Raw genomic sequence first — 14402 nt, 5'->3', positions numbered from 1 at the left:
TCCTTCTTCGTGTACGGGCCCGTCCGGTCAGCGGGCGCTGGGGCCCTGACGCGGGGGTGAACAGGTCCCGGCGGCTGGGGTGTCAGCCCTTGACCGGGGTGAACAGATCGAGCCAGTACAGGATGTTGAGCAGGATGCCGCCGATGATCACGGCCGCCGGCGCGGCGGCCATCTTCACGACGGGGCGGCCCATCGCCTCGTTCAGCAGATAGAGCCCGCCGACGACGAGGATGCCGAGCCCGCCGCCCATGGCGTTGGCGGCCATCAGCGAACCGAAGAGGATCGCGAGCTGGAGGGTGTCACCGATGGCACTGCGCAGGTGCTCGGAGGAGTCCCGGACGCTGGGCAGCTTGCCGAGGACCCGGCCGATCCAGGAGAGGGCCAGCACCTCGGCCGCGAACACGAGCGCACCGACCACAGCGGCCAGGAACGGGTTCGGCATGAGGTAGCCGATCGGGTACACCAGCGTGAAACCGGCGATGCCGTACGCCCCGGAGGCGAGCGCGGTGGTCGCGATCAGCGGGATGAAGCCGAACACCCGGTAGAAGTCGACCTGGGCGGCCTCCGAGTACTGCCCCTTCGCGATGAGGAAGCTGGTGGCCTCACCGCCGCCGAATATGTGCATCTGGGCGAGCACACAGACCCCGGCCCCGAGCACCATGAACAGCGGCAGGTACCTGCGCAGCCGGGCCGCGCTCGCGCTGAACAGCGACGCCATCGGATCGTCCTCCAGGACGATCTCCTCGACGCCCGCCGCCCGGTCGGCCTTGCGCTGCCGGACGTCCTTGGCGACCGCGAGGCCGATGAGCATCAGCACGCCGACGGCCATGGCCAGCGCTCCGGCGAACATGTTCGGCCACAGCTTCATCGTCATGACGACGAGGGCCAGTTCGAGGACGCCCGCGATACCGCCCCACTTGCGGCCGAACTGCTTGGTGATGGCGAGCACCGGGAACAGCGAGAACAGGAAGAGGATCGGCGTCGACATCTGCTGCATCGCGGTCAGGAAGTCGACCGGCAGATCGTGCGCGACGTTGTTCGCGCCGTTCAGGCCGAACACGACCACCGCGCCCCAGGCGGCACCGAGGATGGGGGCGAGCCACTTCTTCGGTGCCAGCATCCCGAGGATGTCCGTGGGCAGGAAGACCAGCCACGGGTTCAGCACACCCGTGGACAGGGCCATAGGCGCACCCAGTCCGAAGATGAACCCGGCGGACAGACCGAACGAGACAGCCGTCGTCGCGCTACGGGTGGTGCGCCCCTGGATGAAGTCCAGCATGAAGGGGCGTACCCCGTCGTTGAAGACGGCCAGGGCCATGTGCGAGATGTAGGCCGTCAGCGCACAGAGGGCTATCACGGTCAGTTGCTGGGCCAGCGTGAAGTCGAGGCTGGCGCCGGCGGCGAGTGTGGTGCTCACGAGTCACTCCTTGGTGCCCGGGATGATCAGAACAGGCTGTTGTTCAGCCGCGGGCGGCGATGGCGCGCGCCATGAGGGGGGCGATGATGTCGATCTGGTCCATCGAGAAGCCGAAGACCTTCTTGCCTTCGGCGAGCAGGGCGGTGACCTGCTCCTCCGTCGGAACGCTGCGCCCGAAGGTGTGGCAGGCGGCACTGCCCATGAGGCCGACGAGCACGCCCAGCGAGGCGCCGGCGCCCGTGTGGCAGGTGCCCAGGTAGTAGTCGGCCTGACCGGCCCGGAGCTTCATCGCCGCGTCCATGTCGCTGGAGGCGACGACGTCGAGCGAGTCGATGCCGAGCTTGCCGATGGCCGCGGTGACCTCGACCTTGCCGACTCCACCGGTGAGGATCTTCGTCATGGCTGTTCTTCTCTCTGCGTCGGTTTCTGCTGCGGGGTAGGGGGCGGGACGCCTGCCGTGACGCTCAGGACGTGGGTGCGGCGGGCGGCTGCTGCGCCAGGACGGCCAGGTGCATCCCGAGGAAGTTGACCTCGGACTCCGGGAGCGCGGCCCCGAGCTCCCGTTCGGCGCGGGCCGATACGGCACGGGCGCGGGCGACGGCGTCGGGATGTCCGGCCAGCTCGGCGGCGACCTGGTCGTCGGTGAGGAACTGCTCGATCGCCTCGCCGTCCAGGATCCGGCCGAGCGCCATCATCAGGTGGCTGGTCAGCATGCCTGCCGTCGCTTCGGTGACCGTGCGGCCCTCCGCCTCCAGGGCGGTCAGCTCGGTGGTGACGAAGTCGGCCACCTCTGGCCTGACCGTGCCGCCCTCGCGAAAGAGCTGGATCCGCAGTGCGAGCTGGTCGTCCATGGTGATCCTCCTAAAATCAACAGTAACCAGGATTTTGTATTTTGAGGGCGAGCGACGCCCCGGAGTTATGAGACCCCGGTCACGGAGCCCGCAGGTCAGTAGGAGGGGACGCGCTCACCGCGCAGCACCTCGCTCTGCAGCCGGGTCACCAGCGACAGATCGAGCGAGTCACGGACCGCGGCGAGCGCCTTGGCCCCCTCGGACCGGCCGATCACCGCGGCGGTGGAGTTGCGCAGTGCCAGCTCCCGGTTGACCTCGTCCCCGAGAGGGAGCACGTCTACGCCGATCCCGAGCCGGTCCTGCGCCTCGTCCAGGTTCCAGACGGTCGCGTCCACCTCGTTCCGCGCGAACAGATCGCTCAGCTGCATGTACGACGCCTCCCGCCACTCGACGTCGTCCCGGCCGGCGAAGACCCGCTCCACGAGCATCCGCAGATCCTCTGAGGCGTGGTCGACCGCCACCCGCAGTCCGGGCGTGTCCAGGTCCACCCCGTGCCGCACCAGCATGCCGTGCGCGCCGACATAGGTGGCGGGGCCGAGATCGGCCACCAGCTCCACCGGGTGCTCGGCGATCAGCTGGTCGGCGGCGAACCGGGACAGGACGACCAGGTCGACCTTGCCCTCCAGCAGCGCCGCGGTCCGGGCCCCGGCGCCTCGCATGAACGTGATCGCGAACGGCGCGCCCGCCTCCTCGAACGCGCTGCGCAGCCCGGTCGCCAGGCCCTCGTACCGCCGTGAGTAGGGGAGCGGCATCGCCGCGAGCAGGGTTCCCAGGCCGGACAGCCGCCACAGGACGGTGCGGTCCGAGTGGACGAGGAAGGTGCCGAGATGGCCGCGGGCGGTCGTCGAGATCGCGCCGGCCTCCTCCAGCAGGTGGAGGGCGGCCTGAACGGTTCCGTTTCCGCAGCCCAGCTCCTGCGCGAAGTCGCGCACACGGGGCAGGCGGGTGTCCGGCTCGTGGTGCAGGAGCAGGACGGCGAGCTGCCGCGCGGCGAGGCCGTTGCGGGTGAGGAAGCGGTCGTCGAAGTCGTTCACGAATCAAACAGTAACCAGGATTCTGGATACTGACAAGACCCCTTCCGGAAGCCCGCTCCCGACCGCCCTGCGCGCCTCGGACTCCTCCTGCTGGTCCGCCCGGCGTGCGCCGGGGGATGGGCGCGGAGAACATGAGGCCATGAGTAACTCGGCGCCCCGGGCGCAGGGTCCGGACCGCCCCGCGAAGGCCGGTGCGAGCGGGCCGCCGAACCAGACGCTGGCACTGGCCGCGATGATGTTCGCCGTGTCGATGACGTTCATCGACCAGACCATCGTGGCGATCGCCGCACCCGACATCATTCACGAGCTGGGGCTCACCTCCTCGCAGATGCAGTGGGTCATCAACGCCTACCTGCTCACGCTCGCCGCGTTCTTCGCGCTCGGCGGCCGGCTCTCCGACATCTTCGGCCACCGCCGCGTCATGCTCTGCGGCACGCTCGTCTTCGTCATCGCCTCCGCGCTCTGCGGCGCCGTGCCGTCGGGGGACTACGCCCAGGCGTGGCTGATCGGGTTCCGGGCGATCCAGGGCTTCGGCGCGGCCCTGATGTTCCCGGCGGCGCTCGCCGTGGTCATCGCGGTGTTCCCGGTGGAACGGCGCGGGCGCGCGCTGGCGCTGTTCTTCGGCGTCTCGGGCGGACTCACGGCCATCGGCCCGCTGCTGGGCGGCTGGCTCACCGAATGGACCTGGCGTGCCATCTTCTGGATCAACGTCCCCGTCGCCGTGGTCGCCATCGTCCTGGCCCTGCTCGCGCACATCCCCGAGAGCTCGAGACGGGAACCGCTGGACGTGCCGGGCGCCGTGCTGATGGCGGTCGGCATGGGGCTGACCGTGCTGGGGCTCCAGCAGTCCGTGTCCTGGGGCTGGGACACCTGGTCGACCTGGACGTGCATCGTGGTCGGGCTCGTGGTCCTGGCCTACTTCTGCCGCTTCGAACTGCGCCGGCGCCACCCGCTCGTCAGACTCCAGGTCTTCCGGGACCGGGCGTTCTCCGTCGACATGCTCGTGCTCTTCTTCGCCATGACGGCCTTCGTGCCGGTGCTCTTCTTCGCCTCGGTGTACGCCCAGGTCTCCCTGAGCGCCTCGCCCAACCAGGCGGCGCTCTACCTCCTCTACTTCTTCGTGGGGTTCGCCCTCGCCTCCCAGTGGGGCGGCCGCATCCTGGACAAGCGCGGCGCCCGCCCGGCCCTGAAGATCGGTGCCGCACTCGGCGCGGTCGGCTTCGCGCTCTGGGCCGCCAAGCTGACGACGCTCTCGATGCACGACCAGTGGCCGTACGCGGCCCTCGCGGGCGCGGGCATCGGCTTCCTGCTCGCACCCGCCTCGACCGACGCCGTCAACCGGTCGATCGGCGCCTCCTACGGCGAGGTCACCGGCATCACGCAGACGGTCCGCAACTTCGCCGCCAGCATCGGTCTCGCGGTGTTCGGCACGGTGCTGACGCATGTCACGGTGAACCGTGTCGGTGAGACGCTGCGGGCCGAGGGCGTGCCGTCCGGGCCCGCCCGCACCGCCGCCCGGCACATCGCCGAAGCCGTCACCGGGAACGCCGACGCGCGACAGCCCACGGGACACGGCAGGGCCGCCGAGCTCACCCGGGAGTCGATGCAGGCGGTCCGGCTGGACTTCGCCGAGGCGAACCAGTGGGTGTTCTACTCCATGGCCGGTGCCCTCGTGCTCGCCTTCATCTGTTCGCTGTGGCACCCGGGCACCCGCGTGACGGAGGACGCCGGCGCCGCACGCCCCGAGGACCCGGCGCCGAGCCCGTCCGGGCACTAGGTGTTCCGTCTGCGGAGGCCGGATGTGCTGACAGTGGTCACTGTCCGGGGCTCTTGAGCGAGTAAGGGCCTTCCGGGTCCAGTGCGGATCGAGACGCCCTCCACGCGCGTCTCCTTCAACACGCCGAGCAAATCGATCCGTTCGACGAGCCGCACCGGCTTCCGTCGCGCCCGTCCCGGTGCCCTCCGGGTCTTGCCACATCAGGGGCGGTGAAGTTACCGTCTTCCCGATTATGTAAGCGCATACAGAAGGCGGCGGAGCTGCTCGTCGCACAGTGCGGCGGCACAGCACGGGCACGGCACGGAAGGCAGCACAGTGACGGACACCGGACACGGACTGCGGGTCATGACGTTCAACCTGCAGGTCGACTGGGACGGTGCTCCGCACCCCTGGTCCCGGCGACGCGGTGCGGCCGTGGACCTGCTGCGCCGTGAGCGGCCCCACCTGATCGGCACGCAGGAGGGGCTTCACGCCCAGGTGAGGGATCTGGAGGCCGGACTGGGACCGGACTACGGCTGGACCGGCCAGGGTCGCGAGGGCGGCGCGCGCGGCGAGTACATGGCCGTGTTCCACGACCGGCGCCGGCTGGAACCCCTCGCCCACGGACACTTCTGGCTCTCCGACACCCCGAAGGTCGTCGGCTCCAACACCTGGGGCGGCGGCTGCCCCCGCATGGTCACCTGGGTCCGCTTCCGTGACCGGGTCGCCGGCGGCGAACTGTGCGTGGCCAACACCCACTTCGACCACCTCGCGGAGGACGCCCGCCGGCGCTCGGCCCGGCTGCTCGCCGAGTGGCTGTCCACCAGGCCCTCGGACATTCCCCGCCTGGTCACGGGCGACTTCAACGCACCGGCGGAACGCAGCGTCGCGTACGACACCCTGCTCTCCGGGGCGGACCTGGTCGACACCTGGGGTGCGGCCGAGGAGCGCGGGCCGGCCCGCGGCACGTTCCACGACCATGGGCCGCCCGTCCCGGACGGCGACCGGATCGACTGGATCCTCGCCTCGCGCGGCACCGGCGTCCGTTCGGCGAGCATCAACGCCCAGTCCGAACAGGGCCGTTGTCCCAGCGACCACTTCCCCGTCCAAGCGCTCGTGCACCTCGCACGGGCCGTCCCGGAGGATTCCGCCCCATGACCTCGTCCCGTCCCGCCCGTGAATGGCTGGCCGACGCCGTCCTCTACCAGATCTACCCGCAGAGCTTCGCCGACTCCGACGGCGACGGCATCGGCGACTTCGCCGGAATCGAGGCAAGGCTCGACCATCTCGCCTGGCTGGGCGTCAACACCGTCTGGTTCAACCCGTGTTTCGCGTCGCCGTTCGACGACGCGGGGTACGACGTCAGCGACTACTCCTCGGTCGCCCCGCGCTACGGCACCAACGACGACCTCGCCAGGCTGACCGACGCGGCCGGCCGGCGCGGCATCCGGGTGCTCCTCGATCTGGTGGCCGGACACACCTCGGACCGGCACCCCTGGTTCACCGCCTCGGCGGACGACCCCTGCGACCACCGCTACATCTGGGCCGGCCCGGACCGGCGGCCGGAGGGGTTCGTCGCCTCACCGGGCACCCGCCCCGGCTCCTACCTGCCGAACTTCTTCGAGTCGCAGCCCGCCCTCAACTTCGGCTACGGGCGCACGAACCCCGCAGAGCCCTGGCGGCAGCCCGTCGACGCCGAGGGCCCGCGCGCCAACCGGCAGGCCCTGTACGACGTCATGGACCACTGGCTGTCGCTGGGCCTGTCCGGCTTCCGGGTGGACATGGCCGCCTCGCTCGTCAAGGACGACCGGGGCCACGCGGAGACGGTCCGGCTCTGGCGCGAACTGCGCGGCCGGCTCGACGCCGGGCACCCCGGGGCGGCGCTGCTCTCCGAATGGGGTGACCCGGCGGTCTCCGTACCGGCGGGGTTCCACGCGGACTTCTTCCTGCAGTTCGGTGCCGAGGACGACGGACTGGTGCTGCGCTCCCTGTGGAACAACTTCGCGGGCACCGTGAGCGAGCAGTGGGAGCCACGCGCCCCCTACTTCGACGCCGGGGGACAGGGCTCCCCCCAGACCTTCCTGGACGGCTGGCGCCGGGCGACGGAGATCATGGGTGACGCCGGATTCATCTCGCTGCCGACCGCCAACCACGACTTCTCCCGGCTCGCCTGCGGACCGCGTACCGCCGAACAGCTCCCGGCCGCCTTCGCGTTCCAGCTCACCTGGCCGACGCTGCCGGCGATCTACTACGGTGACGAGATCGGCATGCGGTACGTACCCGGGCTGCCCGATCGCGAAGGCAGCCGGCTCGGCCCGCGCTACAACCGGGCCGGCTCCCGCACCCCCATGCAGTGGGACGACTCGCCCAACGCGGGCTTCTCCACCGCCCCGGCCGAGGCTCTCTACCTGCCCGTCGACCCCGCTCCTGACCGCCCCACCGTCGCCGCGCAGCGCGCCGACACCGGCTCCCTGCTGCACCTGGTCCGGCGCCTCATCGCGCTGCGCAAGGAGACCCCCGAGCTGGGCACGGCGGGCAGCACCGAGGTACTGCACGCCGGTTACCCCCTGGTCCATGTGCGCGGCGGCCGGTACCTGGTGGTGATCAACCCCCGCCGGGAACCGGCCGAGACCGACGCTCCGGCGGACACCGCGACCCCGCTGGAGGCGTCGGGCGTCACGGTTCGCGGCGGCCGTGTCCACGCGGACGGCTTCGGATACGGCGTCTTCCGGCTCTGACACCGGCCCGGACGGTCGGAGGGAGCCTCCCGCACACCGTGCGCGAGGCCCCCTCCAGTCGATCGGGGTGGTGCCGTGCTCAGTCCATCAGGCCCTCGGTGTCCTTCTGGAGCTTCGCGGCCGTCGCGGCGGGGTCGGCCCCGGCCGACACCTTCTCCAGGGCGCTGTCGATCTGGGCGGTGAACTCCTCCCACTTGGGCAACGGCGGGATGTCCTTCGCGGTGGCGAGCGACTTCTCGAAGACGGCCAGGGAGTCACCACCGTTCTTCAGGGCGGGCTGGTCCCAGGCGGCCTTGTTGGCGGGCAGCGCCTTGGAGATCTCGTACCAGTGGGCCTGCATCTCGGGCGTGGTCAGGAACTTCGTGAACTCCTGGGCCGCCGCCCTGTGCCCGCTGTCCTTGAAGGTGACCAGTGAGGCGCCGCCGACCCAGGAGGTGGAGCTCTTGCCGGCCGGCACCGGCGCGACCTTCCACTTGCCCTTCAGCTCGGGCTGCTCGGCGAGGTTCTGGACGATCCAGGGGCCGGACACGAACATCGGCATCCGGTCGGCGGCGAAGTCCTTCACGACGTCCTGGCCGGGCACGAAGTTCTTCTTGGCGAGCCCCGCGTCGAAGTAGTGCTGGAACTCGGTCAGCGCCTCCACCGACTCGGGGGAGTCCAGGGCGGGCCTGCCGTCCTTGCCGAGCAGCGAACCTCCGGCCGAGAAGAGGAAGGGGGCCCAGCCCTGCCAGGCTCCCGCGCCCCCGGGCTGGAGGGACAGCCCCCAGTCCGTCCCGGCCCTGTTCTTGTACGCGGCCGCCATGGCCCGCATGTCCTTCCAGGTGGCCGGTGTCTTGTCGGTCCCCGCCTTCTCGGCGAGGTCGGTGCGGTAGTAGAGGGCCCGGGTGTCGGCGTACCAGGGGACGCCGTAGGCGGTGCCGTCCACCACATTGCCCTTCCAGGTGGCGGGGAAGAAGTCGTTCTCGTCGAAGACCTTGGTGTCCACCGGCTCCAGGGAGCCGAGTTCGATGAACTCGCCCATCATGGTGGAGCCCATCTGGGCCATGTCCGGCAGCGTCCCGGCCGCCGCGGCGGACAGCAGCTTCTGGTGCGCGACGTCCCAGCCGACCGGGGTCACCTTGACCGTGATGTTGGGGTGCTTCGCGGTGAACTCCTTGGCGACCGGCTGGATTCGGTTGCCCTCCTCGCCCATGACCCACACGGTGAGGGTCTGCTCGGAGCCGGCCTTCGCCTGACCGGAACCGCTGCCCCCACAGCCGGTCAGAGCGAGCGCCGTCACCATCGTGGCAGCGGTGACGGCGGACCGGACGGTCCTGGCGGTGCGGGTCATACGGCTCCTCCGGCAGCTCATGTATGCGCATTCCGTAAGCGCATACATGACTGTGCGGCACGCCCCGGGGTGACTCAAGAGGCGTACGGATAACGCTTTGGCAAACCTACTTCTGCGACCCGCCCTGAAGGCGCACGGTCATCTCCACGCTCGCCCGGTCCCCCGCCGAGAGGCCCAGTGGCCCCCGCACGGCGCCTTTCAACGGGAGCAGGTAGCCGCCGTCCCTGGGGAACAGCGAGGTGGCGAAGGCGAGTTCACCGATGCGGGCCTCGACGGGGATCACGCCCCAGCCGTACGTGGCCATCCCGGCCACCTCACGGATGTCGGCCGCCTCCTCCTCGGGCACGGTGACGAAGTAGAACGGCGAGGGCCCGCGCCACTCGATCACGAGGCCGGTGAACACGACGTTCATGAGGGCGATCCGTTCAACGAGGGGGGCGGCAAGGGGGAGGGCCGGAACCCGGGCAGCCTACCGGTGGCGTGCCTGGGAGGCGGCGTGGGCCGTCCCGGGTGCGCGGGCCTGCCGACGCCGTGGCAACTCGCCTGCGGGGCGTGTCAGTTCTGGTGCCAGACCAAGGTGTACCGCCAGAAGACCCTGCGGCGGAGCCGGGCACCCGGCAGCAACTGCCGGGCCTCACGCGCGATGTCGGCGAAGCTCATCACGGCGGGCCGGGTGGGAGCGGTCATCGACGCCGGCCGCGCCGAGCGGCGCCCCCGGTTCTTGATCCAGGCCATGGCGACGTTCAGCGGAACAGCGGCCGCCCCGAGGAGCCGGTCACCGGTCGACTGCGCGCGGGCCACGCCCACGACAACCAGCGTCCCGCCCGGTGCCAGGTGCCGGCGAAACGCACCGAGGGCGTCGGAGAACGGGAGGTGGTGGAGGGCGGCGACACAGGTGATCACGTCGTAGGAACCGGGCGGTGTGTCGGTGAGCGCGTCTCCGACGGTGAACGTGACGGGCGCGGCCGGCACGGTGAGCTCGCGTGCCCGAGCGACGATCGCGGGATCGGCGTCCAGACCCCGCACGGTGCCGGCGCGCGTGCCCAGCAGCCGGGCCAGGTCCCCGCTGCCCGAACCGATGTCGAGCGCGGTCCCGAAGCGCTTCGGGACCTGCCGCATGATCCAGCGGTGGTAATGGGCGTTGTGGTCCCACGGGCGGGCGGCGTGGAACCGTTCCAGCGCCGCGAGGAGGCGGGGCATCGGTGTCGTCATCGCGCCATTCCACCATCCGGCGTCCCGAGGCGGGCCGACGGCTCCGCAGAGCCGTCAGCTGTCGTCCGCGGCGAACCGCAGCCAGTACGGATCACCGATCCGCTTGCCGACGCGCAGGGCGGCGTCCCGCACCGCCCTGCCGAAGCGCTCCGGCATGCCGTCGCTCAACTCCTGGGCGGGGAGCGCGATGCCGATCCCGAAGATCTGGCCCGTGTCACCGTCCAGGACGGCCCCCGAGATCCCGGCCACGCCAGGGACGTACTCGCCCCGCGAGAACTCCCACCCGTCGGCCCGGACCCGGGCCAGCTGCGCCAGCAGCTCCGCGCGGGTCTTCGGCGCCTGTCCCACGCTGTGCTCCAGGCGGTCGTCGACGAGGCGCGTGACCTGGGTGTCCTCCAACCGTGCCAGCAGCGCCCGGCCCATTGAACTGGCGTACGCGGGAGCCCGGGTGCCCGCCGGGGTGTAGGCGTGCAGGGAGCCGATGGCGCTGACGCGCATGTGCAGCACGAGGGACTCGCTGCCGTCCAGGACGTCGACGTACCCGGTGTACCCGGTGTCGGACACCAGCCGGGCGGCCTCCTCCTCCAGCAGCGAGAGAGTGCCGCGCGAGGCGCGGAAGTGGTACGAGGCCTCCATGATCAGCTCGCCGGGGCGGTAGGCCCGGGTGACGGGGTCGCGCTCCAGGAAGCCGTACTCGGCCATCATGCTCAGGGTCCGCGACACAGAACTCTTGGGAAGCCCGAGTTCGCCGGCCACGTCGGTGACGGTGACATCGCGCCGCAGGCGGGCCATGAGACGCAGGACATCCCGGGCATTGGCGAGTGTGCTCACCGTCTTCCTCCCTCTCCGGCCGCTCCCGGCCGTGTCGCGTCCGATGGTATGCCGCCCCGGGACGGTGATCGTTCCGCCCACATTCTGAGACTTCTTGACGTCGGGGCCCCTTCGATCCGATGATCCATGGGTAGTCCAGATAATAGGACTCGGTTCCATATTTTAGAACTTTCAGTGACCGGGGCGGTGCCGCCACCGCACCGGCCCGTCAGGAGCACCCATGAGCCACGACGCCGGCACCCCCACGTCGCCCGGGACGACGACACGCGTCGAACGGCTCGCAGCCTCCCCGCGACGCCATCCGCGCGCCCTCGCACCGGGCAATCTGATCCTCACCGTGGTGCTCAGCCTCTTCGGCGCCGTCGTCGGCATGCAGCTGCTCGCCACCCTGGGCATCACACCCAGCACCTCCCTCGTCGGCGCGCTCGCCGCGATGACGCTGGCCCGGATCCCGCTGGCCGCCTTCCGCGGCTACCGCTCGGTGCACGCCCAGAACCTCGCCCAGACCAGCATCTCCTCGGCGACCTTCGGGGCGGCGAACAGCCTGTTTCTGCCGATCGGCATCCCGTTCCTGTTCGGACTGCCCGACATGGTGCTGCCCATGCTGATCGGCGTGGCCGCCGCGATGCTGGTGGACGCCTGGCTGCTGTACCGCCTCTTCAACACCCCCGCCTTTCCCGCCGACAACCCCTGGCCGCCGGGCATCGCCGCGGCCGAGGCCATCAAGGCGGGTGACGGGGGCGGCCGCCGCGCCAAGGTGCTCGGGGCCGGTCTGCTGGCCGGCGCGCTCGGATCGGCCTTCTCGCTGCCGATGTCGGCCTTCGGTGTCGCCCTGATCGGCGGACTCGGCGCGATGATCGCGTTCGGCGCGGGCCTGCTGACCAGTTCGTACGCGGACACCCTGACCGGCGTCGACCTGAACGCGATCTACCTGCCGCACGGCATGATGATCGGCGCCGGTGTGGTCGCCCTGTTCCAGGTGGGGCGCGTCGTCCTCGACGGCCGCCCCGGGAAGGCCGCTACGACGACGGCCACCGGCCGGGACTCCGGACCCCGCGTCGGCCGTTCGCTGGGCATCGGCGGCGGCGCCTATCTCGTCATCGCCCTGCTGCTGACCCTCGGCACGGGCATCGCCACCCACATGAGCCCCGGCATGCTGATCGGGTTCATCGTGTACGCGACGGCCGCCGCCTTCGTCCACGAGCTGCTGGTCGGGATCGCCGCCATGCACGCCGGCTGGTTCCCGGCCTTCGCCGTCGCCCTGATCACCGTCCTGCTCGGCATCCTCATCGGATTCCCGCCGGAGGCCCTCGTGGTGCTGGCCGGCTTCACCGCCGCCACCGGACCGGCCTTCGCCGACATGGGCTACGACCTCAAGACCGGCCACCTGCTGCGCGGCGGGGACGCCGATCCGGCCTTCGACCTGGAGGGCCGCCGCCAGCAGCTGATCGCCGCCATGATCGGCTTCGGTGTGGCGGTCGTCGTGGTGCTCGTCTCGTACCGGATGTTCTTCGACAACGGGAAGGTGCCGCCCATCGACGCGGCCTATGTCGCCGCGATCAAGGCCGGTCCCTCCATGGAGACCGCGCGCGATCTCGCCCTGTGGGCGATTCCCGGCGCCCTGGTCCAGTTCCTGGGCGGGCCGCGCCGACAGCTCGGCATCCTGCTGGCCACCGGCCTGCTGATCACCACGCCCATGGCGGGCTGGATGGTCGCGGCGGGCCTGGTCTGCCGCCTGCTCGCGCCACGGGTGCTCGGCCCACGCGTCCAGGAGGACCTGGAGGTCTTCGCCGGCGGCGCCATCGCGGGGGACGCCCTCTACTCCTTCGGCCACGGCGCGTTCGACGCCCTGCGCAAGTAGCCGGACAGCGCCCGCACCGGCCCGACGCCCTTTCGACCAGCCCCTCAGGGAACCCTCGACCAGCCCCCTCAGAGAAGAAGAGAAGGAACATGAAGCGACAGTTGACCCACGAAGACATCCGCGCGGCCGTGTACGGCGGCGCCGTGCTCGGCGGGGGCGGCGGCGGATTCGTCGGGCGCGGGCTGCGCACCGCCGAACTCGCCCTCCAGGTGGGTGCGCCGCAGCTGTGGACCGCCGACGAGTTCGCGCCCGAGGACCTCACCGCCACCGTCGCCCTGGTGGGAGCGCCCGCGGCGGCGGACCCGCTGGTGCTGCCCACCCATCTGCTGCGCGCCCTGGAGCTGCTGCGCCGCGACCTGCCGCGCCCGCTCGCCGCGATCCACACGAACGAGAACGGCGCCGAGACCACCATCAACGGCTGGTTCCACTCGGCGATGACCGGACTGCCCGTCATCGACCTGGCCTGCAACGGGCGCGCCCACCCCTCCAGCGTGATGGGCGCGATGGGGCTGCACCAGCAGGACGGATACCGGTCCGTCCAGGGCTATGCGGGCGGCAAGCCGTACACGTACGTCGAGGGCGCCGTCGCCGGCGGGCTGGAGGCCACGTCGTCCGTGGTCCGGCGTGCGTCGGTGGAGGCGGGCGGCTGGGTGGGCGTCGCCCGGAACGCGATCGAGGTCGGTTACGCCACGCGGCACGGCGCGCCCGGCGCCATCGGCTCCGCCATCGAACTCGGCCACCGGTTCCTGGCCGACGGCCCGGCCGGCGCGGCGCGGCACCTGGGCGGCGGGATCGTCGCCACCGGCACCGTCCGCGAGTACCGCTGCGAGCAGCGCGAGGGCCTGGACGTCGGCGTCGCCGTGCTGGACGACGCCGAGGGCACCACGCTGCACTTCGTCAACGAGTACATGACGCTGGAACTGGGCGGCGAGCGCAGGGCCGCGTTCCCCGACCTGATCACGACGTTCGACGCGGACGGCGCGCCGCTGGCCTCCGCCGACGTCGCGGTCGGCAAGGGACTCAGCGTGCTGTGCGCCCCGGCGGCGAACCTGCTGCTCTCGTCGACCATGCACATGCCCGAGGTGTACGCCCCGGTCGAGGAACTGCTCGGCTTCTCCTTCGCGCCCGAGGGCAGGACCCTGGCCCACGCCTGAACCCGGACCGGGACGCGCTGCACCGAGCGGCGGTCACCTGACTGTGCGCCAGGTACGCACAGTCAGCCGGAGATGTGACCTGGGTCACGATCGGAGTTTGCTGGATTTGCGCAAATTTATGCAAAGCGGTGACCGTGGAGCGTGTGCGCTGGTGACGGTACCGGCGGGTGCGTGGCGCGGGGTGGCTGATGACGCCGGATGAGCAAGCGGGAACGTCC

Annotated in this window: 13 protein-coding genes; 5 read left to right on the top strand and 8 right to left on the bottom strand. The window is 70.9% G+C overall.

What is annotated here, in order from left to right; genetic code table 11:
• Positions 1-82: 82 nt before the first annotated feature.
• The 4 genes from OG892_RS01200 to yhfZ all read right to left on the bottom strand — a co-directional run bounded on the left by OG892_RS01200 (position 83) and on the right by yhfZ (position 3302).
• On the bottom strand, positions 83-1417 hold the full coding sequence (locus OG892_RS01200) for a YhfT family protein (RefSeq protein ID WP_073738876.1): 1335 nt from the start codon (positions 1415-1417) through the stop codon (positions 83-85).
• Positions 1418-1460: 43 nt separating this feature from the next.
• Positions 1461-1817: a DUF2620 domain-containing protein gene (locus OG892_RS01195; RefSeq protein ID WP_024491812.1), complete on the bottom strand. Its 357-nt coding sequence runs from the start codon at positions 1815-1817 to the stop codon at positions 1461-1463.
• Between the two features lie 64 nt (positions 1818-1881).
• A complete protein-coding gene (locus tag OG892_RS01190) occupies positions 1882-2268 on the bottom strand; it encodes a transcriptional antiterminator (protein WP_328868180.1) in 387 nt (128 codons plus the stop codon).
• 95 nt (positions 2269-2363) lie between these two features.
• A complete protein-coding gene (gene yhfZ / locus OG892_RS01185; RefSeq protein WP_073738874.1) occupies positions 2364-3302 on the bottom strand; it encodes a GntR family transcriptional regulator YhfZ in 939 nt (312 codons plus the stop codon).
• Between the two features lie 139 nt (positions 3303-3441).
• Between yhfZ and OG892_RS01180 the strand changes: the two genes are divergently transcribed.
• From OG892_RS01180 to OG892_RS01170, 3 genes are all read left to right on the top strand, one after another.
• Positions 3442-5079 carry an MFS transporter gene (locus OG892_RS01180; RefSeq protein ID WP_371628208.1) on the top strand — a complete coding sequence of 546 codons (1638 nt, stop codon included), beginning with the start codon at positions 3442-3444 and terminating at the stop codon, positions 5077-5079.
• Positions 5080-5424: 345 nt separating this feature from the next.
• Positions 5425-6216 (top strand): endonuclease/exonuclease/phosphatase family protein, encoded by a 792-nt coding sequence (locus OG892_RS01175; RefSeq protein WP_371628207.1) that lies wholly within the window; start codon positions 5425-5427, stop codon positions 6214-6216.
• Positions 6213-7796 (top strand): alpha-amylase family glycosyl hydrolase, encoded by a 1584-nt coding sequence (locus tag OG892_RS01170; RefSeq protein WP_371628206.1) that lies wholly within the window; start codon positions 6213-6215, stop codon positions 7794-7796. The genes OG892_RS01175 and OG892_RS01170 overlap by 4 nt, the downstream gene beginning before the upstream one ends.
• A gap of 79 nt (positions 7797-7875) precedes the next feature.
• Here the strand turns inward: OG892_RS01170 and OG892_RS01165 are convergent, their stop codons facing one another.
• The 4 genes from OG892_RS01165 to OG892_RS01150 form a co-directional block, all read right to left on the bottom strand.
• Positions 7876-9126 carry a sugar ABC transporter substrate-binding protein gene (locus OG892_RS01165; protein ID WP_371628205.1) on the bottom strand — a complete coding sequence of 417 codons (1251 nt, stop codon included), beginning with the start codon at positions 9124-9126 and terminating at the stop codon, positions 7876-7878.
• Positions 9127-9232: 106 nt separating this feature from the next.
• Positions 9233-9538, bottom strand: a complete 306-nt coding sequence (locus OG892_RS01160) for a DUF1905 domain-containing protein (protein WP_328868185.1) — start codon at positions 9536-9538, stop codon at positions 9233-9235.
• Between the two features lie 143 nt (positions 9539-9681).
• Entirely contained in the window at positions 9682-10338 is a 657-nt protein-coding gene (locus OG892_RS01155; protein WP_073738868.1) for a bifunctional 2-polyprenyl-6-hydroxyphenol methylase/3-demethylubiquinol 3-O-methyltransferase UbiG, read from the bottom strand.
• 54 nt (positions 10339-10392) lie between these two features.
• Positions 10393-11169: an IclR family transcriptional regulator gene (locus tag OG892_RS01150; protein ID WP_073738867.1), complete on the bottom strand. Its 777-nt coding sequence runs from the start codon at positions 11167-11169 to the stop codon at positions 10393-10395.
• A gap of 220 nt (positions 11170-11389) precedes the next feature.
• On the opposite strand from OG892_RS01150, the gene OG892_RS01145 reads away from it, so the two are divergent.
• Positions 11390-13030, top strand: a complete 1641-nt coding sequence (locus OG892_RS01145) for an OPT/YSL family transporter (protein ID WP_371628204.1) — start codon at positions 11390-11392, stop codon at positions 13028-13030.
• A gap of 89 nt (positions 13031-13119) precedes the next feature.
• On the top strand, positions 13120-14184 hold the full coding sequence (locus tag OG892_RS01140) for a DUF917 family protein (protein WP_371628203.1): 1065 nt from the start codon (positions 13120-13122) through the stop codon (positions 14182-14184).
• Positions 14185-14402 lie beyond the last annotated feature (218 nt).

The organism is Streptomyces sp. NBC_00341 (assembly GCF_041435055.1).
Classification (GTDB): Bacteria; Actinomycetota; Actinomycetes; order Streptomycetales; family Streptomycetaceae; genus Streptomyces.
The sequence above is the reverse complement of the archived record's forward strand: the minus strand, read 5'-3'. Positions and strand labels throughout refer to the sequence as shown.